This window comes from Pedobacter ginsengisoli (genome assembly GCF_030244015.1).
Lineage (GTDB): Bacteria > Bacteroidota > Bacteroidia > Sphingobacteriales > Sphingobacteriaceae > Pedobacter > Pedobacter ginsengisoli.
The window spans coordinates 690,818-712,692 of sequence record NZ_JASSYX010000001.1 but is presented as its reverse complement, the minus strand read 5'-3'; the positions used below and the strand labels follow the sequence as shown (position 1 = coordinate 712,692).

Below are 21,875 nucleotides of genomic sequence, written 5' to 3'. Positions count from 1 at the left end.
AGCCTCACTGTGTTGTTCAGCAAAGAGGCATAAAAACATAATAATGAAGAAGATACTATTTGCATTACTGCTCCTTACGGGTTTAACTGCCAAAGCACAGCACAATCCCGATGACCAGATCATGTCTGACAACTGGGACATCGTTGGCGGCGTAGATTTTAAGATTGTAAAGGATACGGAAATGCTGGCTGTATTTACTGATAAGATCAAGAAATATGCGGGCAAGCCTTTTGAACTGGAAGGCTATATAGTGCCCATTAAGGATGGTATGAAACAAACTAAGTTCATGCTGTCTACCTTGCCCATCAACCAGTGTTTTTATTGCGGGAAAAACGGTGTGCCGGTTATGGTCATGGTAGAAATGACGGAGCCTATAAAATTCACCTATGCTACCATAGTAGTTAAAGGAACATTGAAATTGAACTCAGGCAACGCGATGGACAACCCTCCTATTGTTTTAACCGCTGCGAAATCGATATAAGCAATGATAGATCCTGTTAATATATTAAAAGACCATGACCTCAAACACACCAAACAAAGGGTACGTGTACTGGAAGAGATTGCATTGGATAAGTCGGCTATTTCTCAGCCAGAGCTGGAAAAGAAATTGGGAAAGGAAATAGACCGGGTAACCCTTTACAGAATCCTAAATATTTATGAAGATAAGGGAATCCTTCACCGGATTATGGATATGAACGGCACAGCGAATTATGCCATTTGTTCGGGTTCCTGTTCGGAACATCATCATCATGATGAGCACGTACATTTTAATTGTACCAATTGTCTGAAGATCTATTGTCTTTCGGTAACCATACCGAAAATTAAAATGCCGGCGGGATTCAAAGCAAATGCCGTAAGCGCAACCGCCTACGGCATCTGTGAAAATTGTAATGTTATTTAGTGACCGGAATGACCATCAGCACCGTGCGCATGGCCATGGCTCAATTCATCAGGAGTAGCCTCACGTACAGTTAAGATCTTACCTGCAAAGATCAGGTTCTTACCGGCCATAGGGTGGTTTAGATCTACTGATACCGTTTCATCACCTACAGCAGTAACGCCAGCCCTGAAGTGATTGCCCTGGTTATCCTGCAGTGGGATCACATCGCCAACGGCAGGCAGGTCAACATCTTTAAACATATCTTTCGGAAGATCAGCAAAAGCACCGGGATCTATTTCTCCGTAGCCATCAGCCGCTGAAAGCTCAAAGCTATATTCATCACCTACATTTAAACCGTTTAAATGTTCTTCAAATTTTGGCAACATCATTCCTGTACCATAAAGAAATACGAGTGCATTCTGCTCATCTGCTTTCTCTACAAAGACTTGTTGTCCCTCTTCATTAGTCGTATGCAATTCGTACGTTAATGATACTACGTTATTGGGTTTAATACTCATTGTGATGTTATTTAATTATAAACTGTAATGCTTCCTCAACCGTAGTTACGGGCAACTGGCACGTTTTATTTCGGCAAATATAGATTTTTGTTTCAATGCTTCGCTTATCTTTTAACAATGGAAGCTGAGAATTTGTTCCGCCCAGCACCACTTTATTTGGTATGTAATGCTTGTTGAGTTCCTTTTTAATCTCCCGGGTATCTGCTCCGGTTATTGCTATTTCATTTGTACCCGCTACTTCATTCAGCAACTGAATAGCCCAGTTGGAATAAGCCGAACCGTAAGTTTTTATTTGAGGATGAACGGCGGCCAGCATTGCCGCTGCTTTATCCGTATACCTTTGTTCATCAAACAACAAACCCAGTTTCTGTAAATTTTGTGCCATCGCAGAATTTGAAGAAGGAATTACATTGTCCATGATTTCATGCTTCCGCGCAATCAAAGCTTCTCCACCGGCTGTGGTATAGAATAGTACTGGGCTGTCTTTATCTTCAAAATTCAGCAGCACATAATCTGTGAGTCCTTTGGCTTCCTGCAGCCAACGTTCATCAAAATCTGACTGATATAACGCAATCAAGGCATCAACAAAAAAAGCATAATCGTCCAGAAACCCCGAAATGGTTGCTTTTCCGTTCTTAAAGTTTCGGAACAGCCCGCCATCTGCAGTCCGCAGATTCGCTAAAATAAACTCAGCTGCTTTTTTGGCCAAAGCATAATAATGTGGATCATTGAAGATCTCTGCGCTTTCAGCGAGTCCTTTTATGGCCATTGCATTCCATGCCGTAAGACATTTATCATCCAAACCGGGTTTGATCCGCTTATCGCGCTCCGCCAGCAATTTAGCTTTAGCCGCTCTGATCTTTTGCTGAAATTCTATGATTTGAAGTCCTTTAACCTCTGCGTACTCTTCCTCAGTAAACTTCCTCAGCAAAATATTGGTTTCTTCTTCTTCCCAGTTCCCTTCTTCTGTAACCTGAAAATAATCTCTCAGTAAATGTGCATCATCGCCAAGTACTGCGTCAAACTCTTCCTGGCTCCATACGTAGAATTTTCCTTCCACACCTTCACTGTCCGCATCAAGAGCAGAATAAAACAAACCTTCAGGCGAGGTCATTTCCCGCTCCAGCCATGCGATAGTTTCGGTTACAATATCTTTAAAGACCAGCGAATGTGAGTATTGATAAGCCTCGGCATATAAACTGATGAGTTGCCCGTTGTCGTACAGCATTTTCTCAAAGTGCGGCACATGCCAGCTGCCATCTACCGAGTACCGGGCGAAACCACCACCTACCTGGTCATAGATACCTCCCATTGCCATTTTCTCCAAGGTCATCAGTGCTGAGACATGTGTTGCATCATCTTCCATAAGATGACTGTACCGTAACATGAACTGCCAGTTGTTGGGCAACGGAAACTTAGGGGAACGGTTATACCCTCCTTCTGCCATATCAAAATGGCGTTTCCAGGGTTCGACGATCTCGGTTAAATGCGTTTTATTGTATTCACTAACATGCACATTGGGTATGATCTTTTCAGCATTGCGGATGCCATCTGTCAGGCGGTCTGCATATTGCAGGGCTTTTTCCGGTTCATTAGCCCACATACCTGCAACGTTTAGCAATATATTGATCCAGTCGTGCTTTCTAAAATAAGTGCCCCCGTAAACAGGTCTCTGGTCCGGCAGACAAATGCAGTTCAATGGCCAGCCCCCGCTCCCCGTCATCAGCTGTATGGCCAGCATATAGATCTGGTCAATATCAGGCCGTTCTTCCCTGTCCACCTTAATACAAACAAAATCATTGTTCATCACCTCAGCAACCTCGTGATCTTCAAAGCATTCTCTTTCCATGACATGACACCAGTGGCAGGCAGAATAGCCAATACTCACCAAAATCAGTTTATTCTCTTTTCTCGCCTTTTGAAGCGCTTCCTCCCCCCATTCATACCATTTCACAGGATTATATGCATGCTGTAACAAATATGGAGATGAAGCCCTGATCAGGCTGTTGGGTTCTGTATTCATGTTATAAAGGTAAAAAGATAAATTGTACTTTTACGGTAACAACCATTACAATGAAGATCACCCGCATCGATATTTACCGCTACAGCATCCCTACCGAACCATTTGTTATCGCAACAGGAACTATGCACTACGCACAAAATGTTCTGGTAAGGATTTTGACCGGCTCAGGTATTTATGGTGTGGGGGAATGTTCCGCATTCCCTATGATTGTAGGCGAAAGCCAGGATACCTGCCTGGCCATGGCGAAAGAATTTGCGAGAATTCTTATCGGTAAAAATCCGCTGGATATTCCCGACAGGATGAACGACCTGCTGGGTTATGCCGCTCACAACAGCACCATTAAAAGTGCTTTTGACATGGCACTCTTTGACATCGTAGCCAAGAATGCCAAACAACCGCTTTACAAATTTTTGGGTGGGGAAAGGCGTACGGTCGAGACAGATATGACCATAGGTATTGGCACGCCTGAAAATATGGCCAATGCCGCAGTCACTTTTAAAAACAAAGGCTGCCGCATTATCAAGATAAAATTAGGCAAAGATGTACATACGGATATTGAACGTGTCCGCCAGATCAGGGCGGCTGTAGGCGATGATATCGCCTTAAGACTCGACGCCAACCAGGGGTGGAGTTTTGACGAGGCTATATTTGCCCTGGGCGCCCTTGAGCCTTTTGACATCCAGTTTTGCGAACAACCGATGCGTACCTGGTATGATGACAAACTTCCGGAACTGCGAATAAATTCCCGGATCAAGATCATGGCCGACGAAAGCTGTTATAACCATCACGATGCCCGCAAGCTCATCAACAGCGGTTCTGTTGACTACCTCAACATCAAGTTTTCAAAGTCAGGCGGAATACTGGAAGCGCAGAAGATTCACGAGATAGCCCTGCAGACGGGTGTTAAATGTATGATCGGCGGAATGCTCGAAACCCGCCTTGCGCTTAGCGCCAATCTGCATTTTGCTCTGGCAAGTCCAAATGTGGTATTTTTCGATATGGACTCGGCGATGCTTGGGCATTTGGCTGATCCGGTTATCGGCGGTTTAATTTATAGCGGCTACCATGTTGATGTACCAGATACACCAGGCATAGGAGCAGATGTAAAGCCCGAATTTTTAAACGCCTGCGAAAGCTGGACTATATAAGACATTACCTCAGGTATTTCACGAACGCTTTGGCATATTCCTGGTAACCTTGTCTCAGGTAAAACCGGTGGGCGTCTGTCCTTCTCGCATTACTGTGCAAAAAGATTCTCCTGCAACCGCGTTTTACAGCAATTTCCACTGCATATTCCTCGAGAATTTTCCCAGCGCCCTGTTTTCTCGTCTGCTGGTCTACAACCAAGTAGCTGATTACTGCATAATCGGCATCAAAAGTGATCTGCGGGATAAAATGAAGAGACATAAAACCAAGTACATTGTTTTGTACTTCAATAACCACATCAAGATGTTCATCATTATCTTCCAGGAGTGAAAGTCTTCTGGCTACCAGTCCGTTTTCTGTTGGATAGTTCAGCTGTTCCAGCAATCGAACGATCACCTCAGCATCTTTAACTTCTGCCTTTCTGATATTCATCTTTGAAGAGGATTGTTGCACTAATTTAAAAAACCTCTTTTACAATACATAGATCAATCATCAGCACAAAAGATCTGTTTAGGAGAAAAGAAGAAACTAAATTGAAGCCAGCGCTTTTTTACGTTTTTTTTCTCTTTTTCTGATCCTGTTGAGCCACATAATCACACCTGTGACGGGAAAGCTGAAAGTCAAAAGCGCGAGAATAAAGTTTAAAATCTTTGTTGGCATTCCGAAAAGCTCACCCGTATGAATTGGTTTGACATATGACCTTATCCTCTGTCCCAGGTTCTTATCTGCGAACATCAGCCTGCCAAGTACGACACCTGAATACTGATCAATGAAATAAGCATCAGATTTATTTTCTGAACTTCCTGAAGGCAGTACATTGACCGCATAAACGCCCGATGAGTCTTTAGGTATCCTGATGTTATAAAATTCAACATTATCCAAAGGCACATTTGTCAATGCCGCTTCAACCGGTATGGTCTTTTTTGATGGCTGGTAAACTGAAACCGGAGGCTCTGGAATTTCCATGCTGCTTCCGGTGATGGTATAAATCCCTTTATTTACCCAGGCAAATGCCATGACCAGTCCGGTAACAATGATGACCAGCAAAAAGATAGAAGAATAAAAGCCGGTTACAACATGCAGATCATGGTTCAGACGTTTAAAGCTGCCATTTATTTTAAACTTCAGCCGCTGCATCAGGATCTTTTTGTTCTTAGGCCACCACAATATAATTCCTGTAATCGTAATGATCAGAAAGGAAAATGTCGACAAGCCGATGATCAGCTTACCAATACTGTTTTGCCCGCCAAGCAGAAAGCGATGGAGCATCTCCACCTGGAAGAAAAAAGAACCTTTTTTGATATAGATGTCCAGAACCTGAGCATTATAAGGGTTCAAATAAACGAAAACGCCAGGTTTTCCTCCACCCTTCTTCTCCTTTTTCTGCTGTCTGCCATCTTTTTTCTCCGGCACAATCAATGCAATCTCTACAGATCTTGTTGGGTCAGAAAACACTTTAACAGCAACCAGCTTAGCTTTAGATACCTGGTACAGGGCCTTTTCCAGCAGTTTTTCCAATGGTACCCTGACTTTTTGCTGTTCCACATAATAACGATCATGATTGCTCATATGATCGAGTTCGTCTTCAAATACCATAATGGCACCTGTAGCACAGGACAACATGATCACCAGGCCGGCGGCCAGCGCAAGGTATAAGTGGATGGTACGGAATATCTTTTTGATCATTTTTTATGGTTTGATCGGAACTGTCTATTTAAAGGTAAACCGGACTACCAATATGGGTAGCCCGGCTTCTCTTGTTGATTATAATTAGAGAGCGTCTAGAATTTATAAGATAAAGTAGTAATAAACTGTCTGGGAGCTATTGGATTCACGCTGTAGTTCTCATGAACATAGTAATTCAGTTCGTCAGTTATGTTAGATAGTTTACCCAGTATAGTGAACTTTCTGTAAGTATAACCAGCAGAAACGTCAAAAGTAGTAAAACCACTGATTGGAATAATTCCTGAAGAAGTACCAGCTTTGTTGGTGTTTCTACCGCCGTTACGATCTCCCGTATAAAATGCTGAAGCACCAAGTTTTAATCCTTTTAAGCTGCCTTCACTGAAAGTATAGAATAAAGTCCCGTTAGCAGTGTTCTTAGTTGTACCCACCAAACGTTCTCCTTCTACTATCCCGGTAATAATTGTTTCCTTACCCTTAGAGTCAATATATTTCCTTGTTTCAGAGGTAGAAGTATAGCGCATGTAGTTGTAGCTATATCCAGCAATAAAGTTTAATCCTTTAACTATAGTACCAGATAGATCAAACTCCAATCCTTCGCTGGCAGTTTTTCCTGTAAACCCTTTTAAATTAGTATCACCATTTGGGTCTCCATTAAGATTAAAATCAGCGGTTTGCGCAAATTTGTTATTAAGTATTTTATAGTAAGTTACATTTGCGGATAGCTTACCATCCAGGAAGTCATTTTTTACACCTGCTTCATACTGGTCAATGATTGATGGACGCATAGGTGCACCAGTAGCAACATCAGTACCAGCATTTGAGGTAAAATTATTGGCGTAACTTACATAAACTGATGTTGATTTAAATGGCTGGTATACCAAACCTACTTTTGGAGAGAAGGCTTTGTCTATTTTGTCTGCAATACCTTTTCCAACCTTTCCATTTGCTAAGGTATCGATAGTAGTACTTGGTGTTTTTTGGAAAGTCCAGCGAATCCCAGCTAATACTTTAAATTTATCAGTTAGTGCTACTAAATCTTGTGCAAAACCACCCATTCTGAAAATAGGGGCCGTTGTATTGGTTAGAAGACTGGCTTCTGGCATGTTAAAGTTTGATGGTGTGTTAAATGATGCTGGATTAAGAATATTTACAAAATCGTAATATGCTGTCTTTGCTGGATTTGTGTTTTTATCCTGCAAATTAGGGTTGCTGAAACCTCCGGTTTTTGTTCTAGATTGGTCTGCATCAATACCAACTAATAAAGTATGTGCAATTGAACCGGTTCTAAATGTTCCGTTTAAATTGATTTGCTCGTTATATGTTAACTCTTTTATCTTAGAACGTGTAAGTGCGCGATACCACGCTCCTTCACTATCAGCAAACGGACGCTCTGAAGAGAAATAGTTTCTATCATAAGATTGGAGTGAAACTACCGCGTTTAATTTCCAGTTGTCATTAAATTTATGATTTAACGCAGCCTGTGCTGTTGCGGTATTTGTTTTGTTATAAGCCCAGTCCGTATTAATGAAGGTATTCCTTGTAAGCGGCGACAATTTATTTCCAATAGTACCGATCCCGAAATCCGGAGTAAAATCACTTTTAAGATAATCACCCTGAAGGGTTAAATCTGTATTTTCGCTGATTTTATAAAGCAAGGAAGGATTTACATAGAATCTTTTTGAATCTACATTGTTTCTGAAACTACCAGCGGTTTCATAGGTTCCAATCAAACGGAACGCGATTCTTTGGGAAACAGGGCCATAAACATCTACAGTCGGCTTATATAAATCATAACTGCCAGCCCGCATAGAAACCTCAGCTCCATATTCAAATTTGGGTTTTTTGGTCACCATGTTTACCACAGCGCCTCCCGAAACACCACCATATAATAGTGCAGAGCTACCTTTTAAAACCTCTACCGACTCTAATGTACTTGCCTCAGGAAAACCTCCTATAGTTGTTCTTGCACCATTTTTAAAAATGTTGTTTGAACCAAGGCTGTATCCCCTTGCAAAAAAATTATCACCAACAGATCCACGATTAGCACCTAGAGCAACACCGTTTACGTTTTTCATGATGTCACTTAAACGATTAGCTTGCTGATCTGCGATAACCTGAGCACCTATAACCTGAACTGATTGAGGTAAATCTCTCGGTGCAATAGCGATTTTTCCTACGCTTACCGGTTTTTCATTGGGTGTTCTGTATCCACTAATGGCTACTTCATCTAACTGAGCAGAATTTTCTGACAATGTAAATTCAACTGTTGTAGTTTGCCCTTCAGTAACAGATACTTTTTGAGTCTGCACCTGCAACCCCACATATGAAGTCTTAAGGGTATATTCACCTGTTTTCAAATGATTAAAAGTAAAATTACCATCTTCATCAGATGCTGTTTTCTTGTTGTTCTCAACAATTTGAACACTTACATAAGCTGCAGGTTTACCATCATTGGTCTTTATTTTTCCTGTAATTGTTCCCCTGGCGGGCAATACAGCCAGCTGGGCTGAGGATACTTGAAAACTTAATAAGAATGTAACGAGAACGAGTAGCTTGTAAATATGTTTCATTTGCTTTATTTAGATTAATTCTAACGGCGGCAAATGTAATACTCATCTTGCAATTCAGCAAGTTTATTTAGAATTAAAATAAATAAAGATTTTTATCGAATCCGAACGATTCAGCTTCTATGATCAGGTTTAAGCTACTAAAACTGTTTAACCAGGCTAAAGCTGACTTTCCCATTCTGATAGCCAGGACTAAATATCATATTGGCTGACTTCCCGTTAAACAATCTGCGCTTAAGATACGGATAAATAAGGTAAGAAATCTTGGTCGATAAGATACCAACACCCGCACCCGCCACTACGTCACTTACCCAATGTGCATTATTATAGAGTCTCAGAACCCCGGTACCGGTAGCAATTGCATACCCCGCAACTCCGTACCAGACCGACTGGTCCTTATATTCCTGATGAAGAAATTCCGCACTCATAAAAGCAAAAGAAGTATGGCCTGAAGGAAAAGAATCATCATTACTGCCATTTGGCCGCATTCTGTGTGTTAAACTTTTAATACCACCCACGCTTGCCTGGGCAATCACAGCAGACATCAGTAACATGGCGCTTCGATCGACCAGATTATGTCTGGCTTTTACTCCGGCCAGATCCAGTCCATAAACTGCGGCCGCAGGTACATATCTCGTAAAATTATCTACCTTCAGCGCAAAGGCCGGATGATCCTCCTGAAGCTCATTATTTGTACTGTAGTCCAATCTTCTGATTTCATTATCGCTGGCCAGGGAAATCAGCCCGTAACCAATGAATACAGAAGGGATGATAAAAGCGGCTACCTTAGGTCTATTGTCAAAACTTACAACCGTGGTATCACGATTCTGAGCGACACAGAATATTGGGAAGCATAAAAAAAATAGGATGTTGTACTGCTGCTTATACATTACCTGAAAATATACATTTTTAGACAAACATCTAACTTTTGGACAAATTATAAAGTAATTCTGAATAAAAACAGCCTGCCATATAAAGATGGCATCCCTGTTGATAATTTCTTGTTGATAAGAAACACTAAAGATAGATTCTATATGTTAAGTATATGGTTAAGCTCCCGGTCTACGATAGTTTAACCTAATCATAAAATACATTGAACAATTAAAGTGTAGATTTTAAATAGCTTAGCATATAACTTAACTACAATCATATGAATACACAAGAAGTGGCTGACAAATTGGTTCAGCTTTGCCGCGAAGGTAAAAATGAAGAAGCTATCGAAGCGCTTTATGGCGAAAACATCGTAAGCAAAGAGCCAAAAGGCTCACCCATGGAATTAACAGAAGGTAAAAAAGCTGTTAAGAACAAAACTGTACAATGGGAGGAAAGTGTTGAAGAAATACACAGCGCCTCAATTTCAGAGCCCCTTGTTGCAGACAATCACTTTTCTATAGTGATGGACATCGATGCCACCTATAAAGCGCATGGCAGAATGGCGATGAGTGAGATCTGTGTATATGAAGTTAAAGACGGTAAGATCGTGGCAGAAGAGTTTTTTTACAGTATGAATTAAGATGGGTATTAAGTAGGGTCAAAAGGCCCTGCTTTTATCTTCAAACAACCATTTAATACTCATACAGGCGTAGCATTTATACCTTTTTACAGGTAGCCAGAATAAAAATACTTTCATTATAAAGTTTCTGGGAATGCGCTCCATACTAATCTTCTGGCTTTTGCCGCATGGGCACAATTCGTTTGTATTTTTTTCCATCATTTCACTGCTTTAACATGGGATGAATCCTGAATGACAGAAATCCTCAAAATTCTCAGCCCTTTTGACGTCTCCCGATAAGCTATCCGGTAACGGTCAACGATAAGAATAAAAAAACTTCCATCATTGTTAATTTTTAACAGATCAGGCCCGGCAACATGCTCCGTCTTTGAAACAGACATTATTTTAGAGAATATCTGTCTTTCTATTTTTTTTCCATAAACCGAGAGCTTATTTTCTTCGAGATAGGCAATAGCGTCCAGTAATTGCTTTATTGCCAATTTATTCCATTTAATTTTCAAAACACCTTTCTTCTCTGCCTAAACAACTTTTCCACATCAGCCTGCTTCACGTAATCGCCATCCGCAATTTCCGCATCAGCCTGTTCGATATCGTCACGATACTTCTCGAGAAAAACTGCATTCATCTTCTCGACTTCATCACTTACACCAGCCTGATAGTTATAACCTAAGGTTTCCAGAAAAGTTAAGAGGATTTTCTCTTCCTGTTCATTCTTTGTCATTACCAATATGCTCATGTCACAAAAATACCACAACTTGATCGCATCATCTATTCCTGTGCTTTAACAAAACATTAAACTTTTGTATACTAAAAGTTTACGAATGACACATAGGTGAAACAAATTACAATCCATTAACCTCTAGAAGATGGAACCGGTTTCTCGCCTGGCATAAAAATCAAAAGAAAAGGACTGCCTGTATCTGACAATCGCAAGAATTGCTGCCACTTCCCTATCAGCAATCCATTTACCAGACAAGTTTGAAGCTTTCTGAGTACAGAAAATACGGCAAAAAACCTCTAATTAATTCTTTTTTTGCTGTCCGGGAGCAAAGGGTTTTGCTGATTTCGATCCTGTTGCCTTTTTTGCTTGCCCAGGTGGCACCTTGCCACTATTACCTGCAGTCCTAGTCGTGTAGCAGGACGTTAAAAACAAAAAGCCTGAGAGGGCAAGTACAAGATATATCTTTTTCATATTGATTTTCTGATACCAGCGCCAAATGCATGCCAAAAGGCAAATTCTATGCAAATAGTTAAATACGTAGCAAAGATATTTGTCGCGAACACCCCCTAAATATGTCGTCCTCGCGAGTTTGCTAACCTATAGTAACCGGCTAACTTTGTTATACAATAATCCAGTTGTTATACAATTTAGTCGAATCATCGTATGAAAACAATTATTTATCTCGCCTCTTCCGCCAATGGCCTGATCAGCAATAGCAGAAACGTACCAGATTGGTTGTCACCTGAATATGGACAGGGCTTTATGGACATCAGCCAGCGTACACAAGCCGTGATCATGGGCAAAACAACTTACAACATTTTGGCACCTGACTATCTGCCACTAAAAGAGGGTGGTTCGTTGGTAGTGCTGACGCATGATACACAAACCCTCCCTGCTCAATCCAATATCTTGTTTACAGATGACAGTCCGAAAGAAATCATTGAACAGCTTACCGCTAAGGGCCACACAGAAGCAGTGATTATTGGCGGCACGGAAACAATAAGTGCCTTTGTTAAAGCAGGATTAGTCAATGAAATTATCTTCGTCATGGAACCGGTATTATTTGGTAGCGGATTGCCATTGCTCAAAGATATAGAATCAGAGTATCAGCTATCCTTACTGGAAGTAAACAAATTAAATGACAATACCGTTCAATTACATTATTCGATAGAATACAATTAATCATTTCTTTAGCTTCTGCCATGGCCCTCACATGAGCCTGCCAATAGCGAAACTGAGACCTATTCGGGAGCGGAAACATTTAATAAAAAGGGTATACTCATTTGAGTACACCCTTTACAGCGTCTTGTATTACTTATTTTAAAGTCACATCGACCAGTATCGGAAAATGATCCGATACAAACTTGCCATGATAAGTATCTGTAAGAATACCCCATCTTTTTGCGGTAAAATCTTTCGTTACAAAAACATGGTCGATGATCTCATAGCCATCCACGCTTTTTCCCCATGCATTAAACGATGAGTTGTTTGCGTACGGATGTTTCACCTGTGTGTAAGTGTCCGTCAACAGACCTGAATTGGCAAGGGTCAGGTACCAATCGCTTTTTTGTCCGCCGTTCAGGTCTCCGGTGAATATTGCCGGTGCACCTTTTGCGATCTCTTTGATTTTTTTTACAATCAGTTTACCGCTTTCTATACGGGCGATCTTTCCCTGATGGTCAAAATGAGCATTGAAGAAATAGAACTTTTTACCGCTTTTGATGTCCTGCAGTTGTACCCAGCTGCAGATGCGGTTGCAGCAGGTCGCATCCCAGCCCAAACCTGGTTTATCAGGTGTTTCTGACAGCCAGAAATCACCTTTGCTCAGCAATTTGAATTTGTCTTTTCTATAAAATACCGTCGAATGCTCTCCGCCATCCTTACCGTCATCACGGCCTTTTCCATAATGGTCAAATTCAGGCAGGTATTTCTGCAAGGTATCGATCTGATTTTTTAAGGCTTCCTGTACACCAAAGACCTCGAACTGATGAAAACGCAGGAGGCTGGCCGATACAGGTCCGCGCTGCTCCCACCTGTTGCCTACGTCACCTGCGTTGTCATACCGCACATTAAATGAGCCGACGGTAAATTTCTGGGCTAAAGCACTAATACTCATGGCAGCTAAAGCCAGTGAAAGAATAATTTGTCTAAGTTTCATTTTTGTTTGTTTTCTATTAATGTCACCAAGTTAATTATTACCAGCCAGGATTTGGCCCCAGTACAGGATTTTTTTGGAAATTTACTTGTAGGATTGGTAATAAGTAATAAACTTCTATTTAGTAACGGGCGTCGCTTGCCAAAAGTAACCAGTCAACGTTATTATCCGGCTATTGTCATATTGAGTAACATGGACACGACTCTTACATCCAAGCAGTAATTTTATTTGTTTATAGACTCAATGAAAAGAAAAATTAGCCCCATTCCCTTTATTATTATTGGCCTCCTCCTTTTTGCATTAAACTGGCTCGTCCTTTCTGGCGTCCATGTCATTAGTCAAAACCCGCTCATTACCCCCATTTTTTGGGGATTCATGATCCTTGTCACTGCATGCCTTGTCCTCGCCATTTTCAGAATGCGCGACAACGGAATGGATATTTTATTTAAAATCGCCACACATGCTTTCCTGATCTTGTTTGTAGCCGAGCTGATCTTTGCCGTATTGTTACTTGCGGGCGACATCTACAGATTGGCAGCCGGAGGCCCCAGAAGTGTCTACTGGGTAGAGTTTTGTATCGCGATACTTATCCTTACTGTATTTATCTTTTTATATGGAATCATCAGGGGTAAATATGCTTACAGGGTGATTAGGCATACGCTTTACTTCAACGACCTTCCAGAACAGTTTGACGGCTTTACCATTACCCAGATTTCTGACGTGCATGCCGGCAGTTTCCGAAATCCCAAAGCAGTAAAACGGGGCATAGACCTGATAAAAAAGCAAAACTCAGACCTGTTTGTATTCACCGGTGACCTGGTCAACAATAAAGCCGAGGAGATCAAACCCTGGGTCGGACATTTCAGCCAGATCAAGGCGCCTTATGGCCAGTTTTCCATCCTCGGAAACCACGATTACGGAGATTATGTGAAATGGCCAAATGACGCTGAAAAAAGGCAAAACCTGCAACAGCTGAAACAGTATCATGCAGAGCTTGGTTACCGCCTGCTGCTGGATGAACACGTAGAAATCTTTAAGGGCGGACAAAAGATCATTCTCGCCGGGGTAGAAAACTGGGGCATCGGGTTTGGGGAAAGAGGCGATCTGAAAAAGGCAATGACTGGTGTAAATCCCTCAGATTTTAAAATATTGCTTTCACATGATCCTACCCACTGGGCAGCTGAAGTGGTCAAATTCTCTTCAAAGATCCACCTGACCCTGTCGGGGCATACCCATGGTATGCAATTCGGCATAGAGGCCTTTGGCATCAAATGGAGCCCTGTAAAGTACAGATATGCGCATTGGGCGGGTGTAACCGGACAGGAAGGCGTATATTTAAACATCAACCGGGGCTTTGGCTTTCTGGGTTTTTCAGGCCGTGTTGGAATCTGGCCGGAGGTAACTGTAATAGAACTGAAAAGGACACCTGAAATGAGTTAATTTCCATACTTTTGTACCGCATAAAATAATTGCAGCTGCAAAGACCGAATGGAAGAGAGCAAAACACTGAAAAGAATATTTCAAGACAGAAAGAGGACCAATGTTTTAAAAAGTGCCGAACAGGCCACAATTTCTTATCTGGTCAAAAGAGTTCCTGCATTCGTCACCTCAAACAATCTCACTTTTCTGGGCACCATCGGTTCTGTGATTGTACTGGCCGGATTTATCCTTGCGGCCTATATCAGCAGGTATTATTTGCTTTTAGGTATTGTGGGGCTAGCCATCAACTGGCTGGGAGATTCTCTGGACGGCAGGATTGCTTATTACCGCAATACCCCACGTAAATGGTACGGATTTTCACTGGACATCATCATGGACTGGATCAGCACAGTGCTGATCGGGTTGGGTTACATTGTGTATGCCAGAAATCAATATGAACTGATCGCTTTCGTATTTGTAGTATTGTACGGCTGGGCCATGATCATCTCACAGCTGCGTTATAAGATCACTGATATTTATAGCATTGATTCTGGTGTTGTAGGCCCAACTGAGGTCAGGATCATACTTTCCTTTATTTTCATCCTGGAAGCTTCATTTGGACATCTGATAGAATATTTTGCTGCCGTCATGTGTGCAATCCTGTTGGTGATCAATTTCATTGATACCAAAAAATTATTGAGAATGGGCGACCTCAGGGACGATGCGGAAAGAGCAGAGCGCCAGGCACGGGAAGCCGCTGAAAAAGACTCCGGCTTTGAAGTTCATCCGGTTAAAGAAACTGCCGGTAAAGAATAGTCAATGGGTAAACAGGGATCAGTATATGTTTTTGCAAAGGCGCAGTTTTCTGCATTTGCGGGCGGTATCATCGATTACCTGGTTATGTTGGGCTGTACCGAGCTACTGCACATCCATTATACCATATCGATTGCCATAGGAGGAGTTGTTGGTGCTGTGTTCAATTTTTCAGTGAACCGCTACTGGACTTTCAACGCTAGCCAGGCCAGCAGGAACCCTGTGGGCGGGCAATTGATCAGGTTTATTTTTGTGGTAGCAGGCAGCATTTGCCTCAAATCTTCAGGCACCTGGCTTTTCACCACCTTCCTTCATATCGATTATAAGATCAGCAGGATCATCGTAGACATCATAGTCTCGCTGGGTTTCAACTACGTATTGCAAACTTACTGGGTATTCAGAAAAAAACCACCTACCGATATTCCGGTGGTTTAGGTTTTTCTTATCTTTGCAGCAGCAAATCAACAAAAGCAATCGATGTAGGATTTAATTTCTTTCCCGAAAATAAACAGGCCTGGCAAATCAGGCCCTTTTAATTCATTCAAAAAAGAAATTATGCTTAATCTACAAGGTGTGACCTATACACATCCCAACAGAGACGTTTTATTTGCTGATCTGGATCTCAATATCAATAAATATGACAAAATTGCTTTAATCGGCAATAACGGCGCGGGGAAATCTACGCTCCTGAAAATCCTCTCCGGATACCTGCAGCCCTCGCAAGGCATAGTTAAAGCCGGGACTGTCCCTTATCTTGTACCGCAGCTGTTTGGACAGTTCAACGATTATACCCTTGCCAGGGCCTTGCAGATTGAGGACAAACTTAAGGCTATAACAGAAATTTTAAATGGCGATGCTAATGAGGCAAATCTGGCATTGCTGGATGACGACTGGGCAATTGAAGAGCGATGTAAGGAGGCACTGGCACATTGGAAGCTGGAGGGATTGGACCTGAACCAAAAAATGGAGTCGCTTAGCGGTGGTCAGAAAACCAGGGTCTTTCTAGCCGGAATATGGATCCAAAAACCTGAAATCGTTTTGCTCGATGAGCCTACCAATCATCTGGATAGTTCGGGCAGAAATCTACTATGTGACTATATCGCCGCCACAAAGAATACCCTTGTCGTGGTTAGCCACGACAGAACCCTGCTAAACCTGCTCAGTACCGTTTATGAGCTCAGCAGAACGGGAATTACTGTTTATGGTGGCAATTATGATTTTTATGCGGAGCAGAAAGCAATAGCAAGAGAAGCACTGGACCGGGATCTGAAGAATATGGAAAAGGCACTTCACAAAGCAAAGGAAGTAGAAAAGGAAGCTTTGAAGCGACAGCAGAAACTGGATGCCCGCGGAAAGAAAAAACAAGAAAAGGCTGGACTTCCCACGATTTCAATGAACACCTTTAAGAACAATGCCGAGAAAAGCACCTCCCGTATGAAAGGCATTCATGCCGAAAAAGTAGACACCATTGCCCAGGAACTTAATCAGTTACGGACGTCCTTATCTGATTTCAGCAAAATGAAGATCGGCCTTGACAGTCCCAGGCTCTACAACGACAAGGTGCTGGTAACCGCAAAAGGGATCAACTTTTTATATCGAGGCGCCATGTTATGGAAGCATGGTCTGCATTTTCAGATCAGCAGCGGGCAACGAATCGTGGTTAGAGGTTTGAATGGCTCCGGCAAAACCACCCTCATAAAAATGATCCTGGGCAAACTGGAGCCTGCGTCAGGAACCATTGCCCGGACAAATGTAAGAACGATGTATATTGACCAGGACTATTCCTTAATTAACAATGGCCTAAGCATCTATGAACAGGCACAGGAATACAATTCAGGCAGGCTCCGGGAGCACGACATCAAGACCCGTCTGAACCGGTTCTTGTTTGGCAGGGAAGATTGGGACAAACCTTGCGAAGCGCTGAGCGGCGGCGAAAAGATGCGGCTCATGCTTTGCTGCATGACCATCGGTGATCAGGCACCTGACATCATTGTACTGGATGAACCGACAAACAACCTCGACATTCAGAATATAGAGATACTGACTGCAGCTATTAACGAATACAGTGGCGTATTGATCGTAGTATCACATGATGAATACTTTTTAAATGAAATCAATGTAGAGCACAAAATTGTAATTAATTAAAAAGGAGGCGCCATAGGCGCCTCCTAATCTTATTTCTTACCTAATGTAATATCAGGCCAGCTGTCTGTTTTAAATGGCGACGCAGGGAGATCTGCACCATTATACAAAGTACTTGGCGGGTTATTGGCCCATGCATATCTGACCGCGACGGGATTTGCCACGGCCTCACTGCTCACCACAACCTGGTTGCCCTTAATGGTCGCCTTTGCCCAATGAAACTTCTGGTCAGCACCTGCAACCTGGAAGCCTTTTAATTCGTTTCCATTTTTTATTTTCAATCCGCCATCTGTAGAAGTGAAGTTCAATGTCACCGTGTTGCCGCTGATCTGATGTGATTTATACATTGGTCCCGAGAAAGCCATTTTCACACCATAAGTTTTAGCCAGGGCTGCATAGGCAAGGCGTTTACCGACATCCTGTTTATTCTTAGGGTGGATGTCTTTTTCTTCACCAGCATCTATAATAACAGCCATCCCTGTATTTTTCAGTGAAAGTGTCTGCTTTTGAGCATCCCTCAGTTCGGCCCACTCAGAGTTTACAGGTTGATCAGTTGGCGCCATAAAATTGGCCAGCTGGACAAAATAAAAAGGAAAGTCCCCTACTCCCCATTTGGTCCGCCAGTCTTTGATCATTGCAGGAAAAAGTGTGCGGTACTGGTTCGCCCGGCCTGCATTGCTTTCCCCCTGGTACCAGATGGCACCTTTGATCGGGAACTGGATATAAGGATAGATCATCGCATTGTAGAGTACAGTTACCCGGTTAGGACCATCATTAGCGGCAGGCATCGGCGCAAAATCCTTGGCATTCAGCCCAACATTATACTTCCATTCCCCCGCAAGCGAAATCTCGTCACCAGTTTCCGAATTGATTGACAGTTTGTTCTGCCCGCCATACAGACCGCCGCCACCACCGGTATCATGCACCCTGATCACAATCGTCATCTCCTCACCGGCATTAACTTTATTTGCAGGTATGCTATAACTGCGGTTATTGGCATAGTTGACGGTTTCGCCGATCTTCTCCCCGTTCACCCAGGTAATGTCGTTGTCGTCAATTGGGCCCAGGTTCAGTTTCAATTCCTTACCGCCCCATGACTGAGGAATTTTAACCGTTTTACGAAACCATACAATTCCGTCAAAATCAGGCAGGCCATTTTCTTCCCATGAACCGGGTACATTCATTGTTTTCCAGGCCGAGGCATCGAAAGCCAACGACTGCCAGTTTTGTTTGAAACCCGGATCTTTATCCATTACCTTTTTATGCCATTCTTCCTGTCTGCGGGCCAGATTTTGTCCCTGCGGGTCCTTATCTGCTTCCTGCACCTGGTTCACCGCCGCTGCAAAGTCAGGCATTGTCCTCAGCGTCTCAGCGCTTGTCCAGGCTTCAGCAATGGTCCCACCCCATGAAGTATGGATCAAACCAATAGGAATACCTGTTTTCTGGGTCACCTCTCTTGCAAAGAAGTACGCAACTGCTGAAAACTCAGCGATATATTGAGGGTTACATTCTGTCCAGCCACCGTTGGTTACCTTTGCGTCGTCCAGTGGTTTATTGCTGGTTACATGTACGCCCTGAAGCAGCCTTATCTTCGGATAATTGGCATCTTTGATCTCCTGTTCATAATTCACAACTTTGCCCCATCCGGCTACGGGCTGTTCCATATTGGACTGACCCGAGCAGATCCAGACGTCACCAATCAATACATTTTTGAGGGTCAGGTCCTCACCATCAGATACCGTTACGGTATAGGGGCCGCCAAAAGAAGGCGTAGCTATAAAAATTTTAAAATTACCTGAAGCATCGGCTTTTCCTGTAACAGTTTTGTTGTCCCAGCTGCCAGTTACCTTGACTGCTTTATTTGCGTCGGTTTTACCCCATACGGCAGCTTTGGCCTTTTGCTGAAAAACCATGTTGTCACTGAAGACAGATGGCAGGACAACTTTCGCCTGAATGGTACTTACTGTAAACAGTAGGCCCATGCATAGCGCAGCCCTTAAAAAGTTGGTGTGCATAGTGTTCATACAATTGTGGTTATAAATAGACTATAAACTTACTATTTTATTTCATCTAATTGCAAGATCACACTTGTCCTTCCTGAATTTACAACCGGGTTAAAGCCAACCGTCATCAGGAATTCCCCGCTATAGCTCTTATTGGAGTCAATAGAAGAATTGGTGCCCGGATAGAGGTTCAGTTCTTTAATTTTATACTTTTTTGCCGCATCCAGGCCTTTCAGACGGATTGGGAATTTACTTCCTTCATCGTAACGGTTATTCACCAGATAATTGAACATTAATGCCTTAGTCTTATCTGTACTGACATAGCCCATAGAAGCTACACTACCTTCACGCGGGTTGGCCAGGCGGTATTGGTCTCCCGACCATATAATAGACTTTACATCATTATATGTCTTCACTGCGTCCTGTACGTACTTCAGGTCATTTTCTTTCAGATGGCTGATCACGATATCAAAACCCAGTTTACCCATCATCGCCACATCCGTACGGAACTTGATCGGCTGTTTGCCCCAGTCTGTTACGTGGTTTGATGAAGTAATAGACGGATAGAAGTAAGAATATTCCCACTGGATAAAGATCCGCTCCATAGGATCGGTATTGTCACTTGGCCAGAATTCAGTAAAGTATTTTAGAGCTGCGTAGTCCACACGGCCGCCGCCACCTGAGCAAAGCATCATCGGTACCGTTGGATATTTGGCACGGATCCTCTCCAGCACTTTATACAGGCCGCGCATATATTCGATATAGAAATGGTTCTGATTGCCTAAAGTAGCTGAATAAGCATTGTAGATCACTGCGTTACAGTCCCATTTGATATAAGCCAGCTCAGGGTTTTTGGTAAACAGGTCGTCGACCACGCCAAATACAAAATCCTGTACTTTAGGATTGCTCAGGTCCAGCACCAATTGGTTTCTGAAATAGTATTCCTCCCTTTTCGGCTGTTTGATCACCCAGTCCGGGTGTTTTTCATAAAGGTTACTCTTAGGGTTCACCATTTCTGGCTCGATCCAGATCCCGAACTTCACACCATTGGCCTGCGCTTCTTTTACAAGTGAAGCTACGCCATTGGGAAGTTTGGTTTTGTTTTCTTCCCAGTCTCCAAGACCAGCCACATCACCATTACGGGGATATTTATTGGCAAACCAGCCATCATCCAGCAAGAACATATCCACACCCAGTTTCTTGGTGTCTTTCAGCAGTTCAAACAGCTTGGTTTCGTTGAAATCGAAATAAGTGGCTTCCCAGTTGTTCAGCAGCGTCAGTCTCTGGCCTTTGCCGTCCAGGATCTTATAGTTCCTGGCCCAGTTGTGCAGATTTCTGCTGGCATTGCCTTTACCACTGCTGGAAAGGGTATATAAAAATGCAGGAGTGGTAAACTCTTCATTTGGTTTTAAAGTATAAGCTGAAGCATAATTGTTGATGCCCGAAATGATCTTCAGGTTGTCGAGGTAGTCCAGTTCTATATCCGTTCTGAAATTGCCACTATACTCAAGCGCACCGTAAAGCACAGTACCCTCATCTTCAGTAGCAGGCTTATCCAGAGATACCATAAATACAGATGGCTGAAATAAGTTGGCCCGGGTACCCAGTTTGGTATCCAGTGTCTTGATGCCATGGGTGATCCTGCTTTCTTCCGGACGCATTTCTTTGGCCCAGTCACCATGATATTGGGTCAGCCAGTAGCCGCCTGCTTTTAAATAAAGGTTAGCAGAAGCATACTTTTGCAGCAGGACATTGCCTTTTTCTTTATGTTTGATCACACTCCATTGCTCTACCACATCATCTTTGAAATAAGTCTTATAATACAACGTCACTTCAAAATCGTACACAGGATCCTTTAATACCACAGTAGTTAATGATACATCACCATCTATTTTACTGAGCTTATGACTTACATAACGTAAGTCCAGTGAATTGTTACCATCTGCATGGCTCACACTGATTGCCGGTTCCATCAGGCTTTTGGATCCTGAAGGGGTATAAGGAGAACTCAGCACACTGGTATACTCACCGGATTGCTTAAATACAGAGGGAACTTCATCATATTCGGCAGCACTAGAAAGCTTCTTGCCAAAATAAATGGTATTCAGGTTCTTTTTGGCATCAGCCTGAAGCACAAGGGCATTGCTTTTAGTCTCTATAGCAATGGTAATGTTCTGTGCTTTGACCTCAGCAGAAGCCATTAGGAAACAGACTGAAAGTGCTGACAATTGAAAAAGGTTGGTTTTTAAAGATAGTTCAAACTTCATTATTAGATTTTATATTAGGCTA

General features: G+C 42.6%; 20 protein-coding genes. 9 read left to right on the top strand and 11 right to left on the bottom strand.

Annotated features, from left to right (window positions below):
* Positions 1 to 43 precede the first annotated feature (43 nt).
* Positions 44 to 481, top strand: coding sequence for a hypothetical protein (locus QEP08_RS03140; RefSeq protein ID WP_285055637.1), 438 nt, complete (start codon positions 44 to 46; stop codon positions 479 to 481).
* A gap of 3 nt (positions 482 to 484) precedes the next feature.
* On the top strand, positions 485 to 901 hold the full coding sequence (locus tag QEP08_RS03135) for a Fur family transcriptional regulator (RefSeq protein WP_285055635.1): 417 nt from the start codon (positions 485 to 487) through the stop codon (positions 899 to 901).
* Here QEP08_RS03135 and QEP08_RS03130 read toward each other — a convergent pair.
* Positions 898 to 1,398: an FKBP-type peptidyl-prolyl cis-trans isomerase gene (locus tag QEP08_RS03130; RefSeq protein WP_285055633.1), complete on the bottom strand. Its 501-nt coding sequence runs from the start codon at positions 1,396 to 1,398 to the stop codon at positions 898 to 900. The genes QEP08_RS03135 and QEP08_RS03130 overlap by 4 nt on opposite strands.
* A gap of 7 nt (positions 1,399 to 1,405) precedes the next feature.
* Entirely contained in the window at positions 1,406 to 3,421 is a 2,016-nt protein-coding gene (locus tag QEP08_RS03125) for a thioredoxin domain-containing protein (RefSeq protein WP_285055630.1), read from the bottom strand.
* A 50-nt stretch (positions 3,422 to 3,471) separates the two neighbouring features.
* Between QEP08_RS03125 and QEP08_RS03120 the strand changes: the two genes are divergently transcribed.
* Positions 3,472 to 4,569 (top strand): mandelate racemase/muconate lactonizing enzyme family protein, encoded by a 1,098-nt coding sequence (locus QEP08_RS03120; protein WP_285055627.1) that lies wholly within the window; start codon positions 3,472 to 3,474, stop codon positions 4,567 to 4,569.
* A gap of 4 nt (positions 4,570 to 4,573) precedes the next feature.
* Here the strand turns inward: QEP08_RS03120 and QEP08_RS03115 are convergent, their stop codons facing one another.
* The 4 genes from QEP08_RS03115 to QEP08_RS03100 all read right to left on the bottom strand — a co-directional run bounded on the left by QEP08_RS03115 (position 4,574) and on the right by QEP08_RS03100 (position 9,737).
* On the bottom strand, positions 4,574 to 4,999 hold the full coding sequence (locus QEP08_RS03115) for a GNAT family N-acetyltransferase (RefSeq protein ID WP_285055624.1): 426 nt from the start codon (positions 4,997 to 4,999) through the stop codon (positions 4,574 to 4,576).
* A 96-nt stretch (positions 5,000 to 5,095) separates the two neighbouring features.
* Positions 5,096 to 6,253: a PepSY-associated TM helix domain-containing protein gene (locus tag QEP08_RS03110; RefSeq protein WP_285055622.1), complete on the bottom strand. Its 1,158-nt coding sequence runs from the start codon at positions 6,251 to 6,253 to the stop codon at positions 5,096 to 5,098.
* A gap of 95 nt (positions 6,254 to 6,348) precedes the next feature.
* Complete coding sequence (locus QEP08_RS03105; RefSeq protein WP_285055619.1) at positions 6,349 to 8,823, bottom strand: TonB-dependent receptor; 2,475 nt, start codon at positions 8,821 to 8,823, stop codon at positions 6,349 to 6,351.
* A gap of 137 nt (positions 8,824 to 8,960) precedes the next feature.
* A complete protein-coding gene (locus QEP08_RS03100) occupies positions 8,961 to 9,737 on the bottom strand; it encodes a phosphatase PAP2 family protein (protein ID WP_285055616.1) in 777 nt (258 codons plus the stop codon).
* Between the two features lie 233 nt (positions 9,738 to 9,970).
* On the opposite strand from QEP08_RS03100, the gene QEP08_RS03095 reads away from it, so the two are divergent.
* Positions 9,971 to 10,333 (top strand): nuclear transport factor 2 family protein, encoded by a 363-nt coding sequence (locus tag QEP08_RS03095; protein WP_285055613.1) that lies wholly within the window; start codon positions 9,971 to 9,973, stop codon positions 10,331 to 10,333.
* Positions 10,334 to 10,530: 197 nt separating this feature from the next.
* Here QEP08_RS03095 and QEP08_RS03090 read toward each other — a convergent pair whose 3' ends face one another.
* Both QEP08_RS03090 and QEP08_RS03085 read right to left on the bottom strand, forming a co-directional pair.
* The gene (locus tag QEP08_RS03090) at positions 10,531 to 10,833 is read right to left on the bottom strand and encodes a type II toxin-antitoxin system RelE/ParE family toxin (RefSeq protein ID WP_285055611.1); all 303 of its coding nucleotides are present in this window, start codon (positions 10,831 to 10,833) and stop codon (positions 10,531 to 10,533) included.
* The gene (locus QEP08_RS03085; protein ID WP_285055608.1) at positions 10,830 to 11,054 is read right to left on the bottom strand and encodes a hypothetical protein; all 225 of its coding nucleotides are present in this window, start codon (positions 11,052 to 11,054) and stop codon (positions 10,830 to 10,832) included. The genes QEP08_RS03090 and QEP08_RS03085 overlap by 4 nt, the downstream gene beginning before the upstream one ends.
* 663 nt (positions 11,055 to 11,717) lie before the next feature.
* Between QEP08_RS03085 and QEP08_RS03080 the strand changes: the two genes are divergently transcribed.
* Positions 11,718 to 12,236, top strand: a complete 519-nt coding sequence (locus QEP08_RS03080) for a dihydrofolate reductase family protein (RefSeq protein ID WP_285055605.1) — start codon at positions 11,718 to 11,720, stop codon at positions 12,234 to 12,236.
* 133 nt (positions 12,237 to 12,369) lie between these two features.
* Here the strand turns inward: QEP08_RS03080 and QEP08_RS03075 are convergent, their stop codons facing one another.
* Complete coding sequence (locus QEP08_RS03075) at positions 12,370 to 13,212, bottom strand: endonuclease/exonuclease/phosphatase family protein (RefSeq protein ID WP_285055602.1); 843 nt, start codon at positions 13,210 to 13,212, stop codon at positions 12,370 to 12,372.
* A 240-nt stretch (positions 13,213 to 13,452) separates the two neighbouring features.
* Here QEP08_RS03075 and QEP08_RS03070 point away from each other — a divergent pair, with 240 nt between their 5' ends.
* The 4 genes from QEP08_RS03070 (at position 13,453) to abc-f (ending at position 17,586) form a co-directional block, all read left to right on the top strand.
* Positions 13,453 to 14,649, top strand: a complete 1,197-nt coding sequence (locus tag QEP08_RS03070) for a metallophosphoesterase (protein WP_285055600.1) — start codon at positions 13,453 to 13,455, stop codon at positions 14,647 to 14,649.
* Positions 14,650 to 14,697: 48 nt separating this feature from the next.
* A complete protein-coding gene (locus QEP08_RS03065) occupies positions 14,698 to 15,444 on the top strand; it encodes a CDP-alcohol phosphatidyltransferase family protein (RefSeq protein WP_285055597.1) in 747 nt (248 codons plus the stop codon).
* Positions 15,445 to 15,447: 3 nt separating this feature from the next.
* Positions 15,448 to 15,876 carry a GtrA family protein gene (locus QEP08_RS03060; RefSeq protein ID WP_285055596.1) on the top strand — a complete coding sequence of 143 codons (429 nt, stop codon included), beginning with the start codon at positions 15,448 to 15,450 and terminating at the stop codon, positions 15,874 to 15,876.
* 120 nt (positions 15,877 to 15,996) lie between these two features.
* Complete coding sequence (gene abc-f / locus QEP08_RS03055; RefSeq protein ID WP_285055593.1) at positions 15,997 to 17,586, top strand: ribosomal protection-like ABC-F family protein; 1,590 nt, start codon at positions 15,997 to 15,999, stop codon at positions 17,584 to 17,586.
* A gap of 29 nt (positions 17,587 to 17,615) precedes the next feature.
* On the opposite strand, the gene QEP08_RS03050 is transcribed toward abc-f, so the two are convergent.
* Both QEP08_RS03050 and QEP08_RS03045 read right to left on the bottom strand, forming a co-directional pair.
* A complete protein-coding gene (locus tag QEP08_RS03050; protein WP_285055591.1) occupies positions 17,616 to 19,607 on the bottom strand; it encodes a sialate O-acetylesterase in 1,992 nt (663 codons plus the stop codon).
* A gap of 32 nt (positions 19,608 to 19,639) precedes the next feature.
* A complete protein-coding gene (locus tag QEP08_RS03045; RefSeq protein WP_285055588.1) occupies positions 19,640 to 21,853 on the bottom strand; it encodes an alpha-galactosidase in 2,214 nt (737 codons plus the stop codon).
* Positions 21,854 to 21,875: the final 22 nt, after the last annotated feature.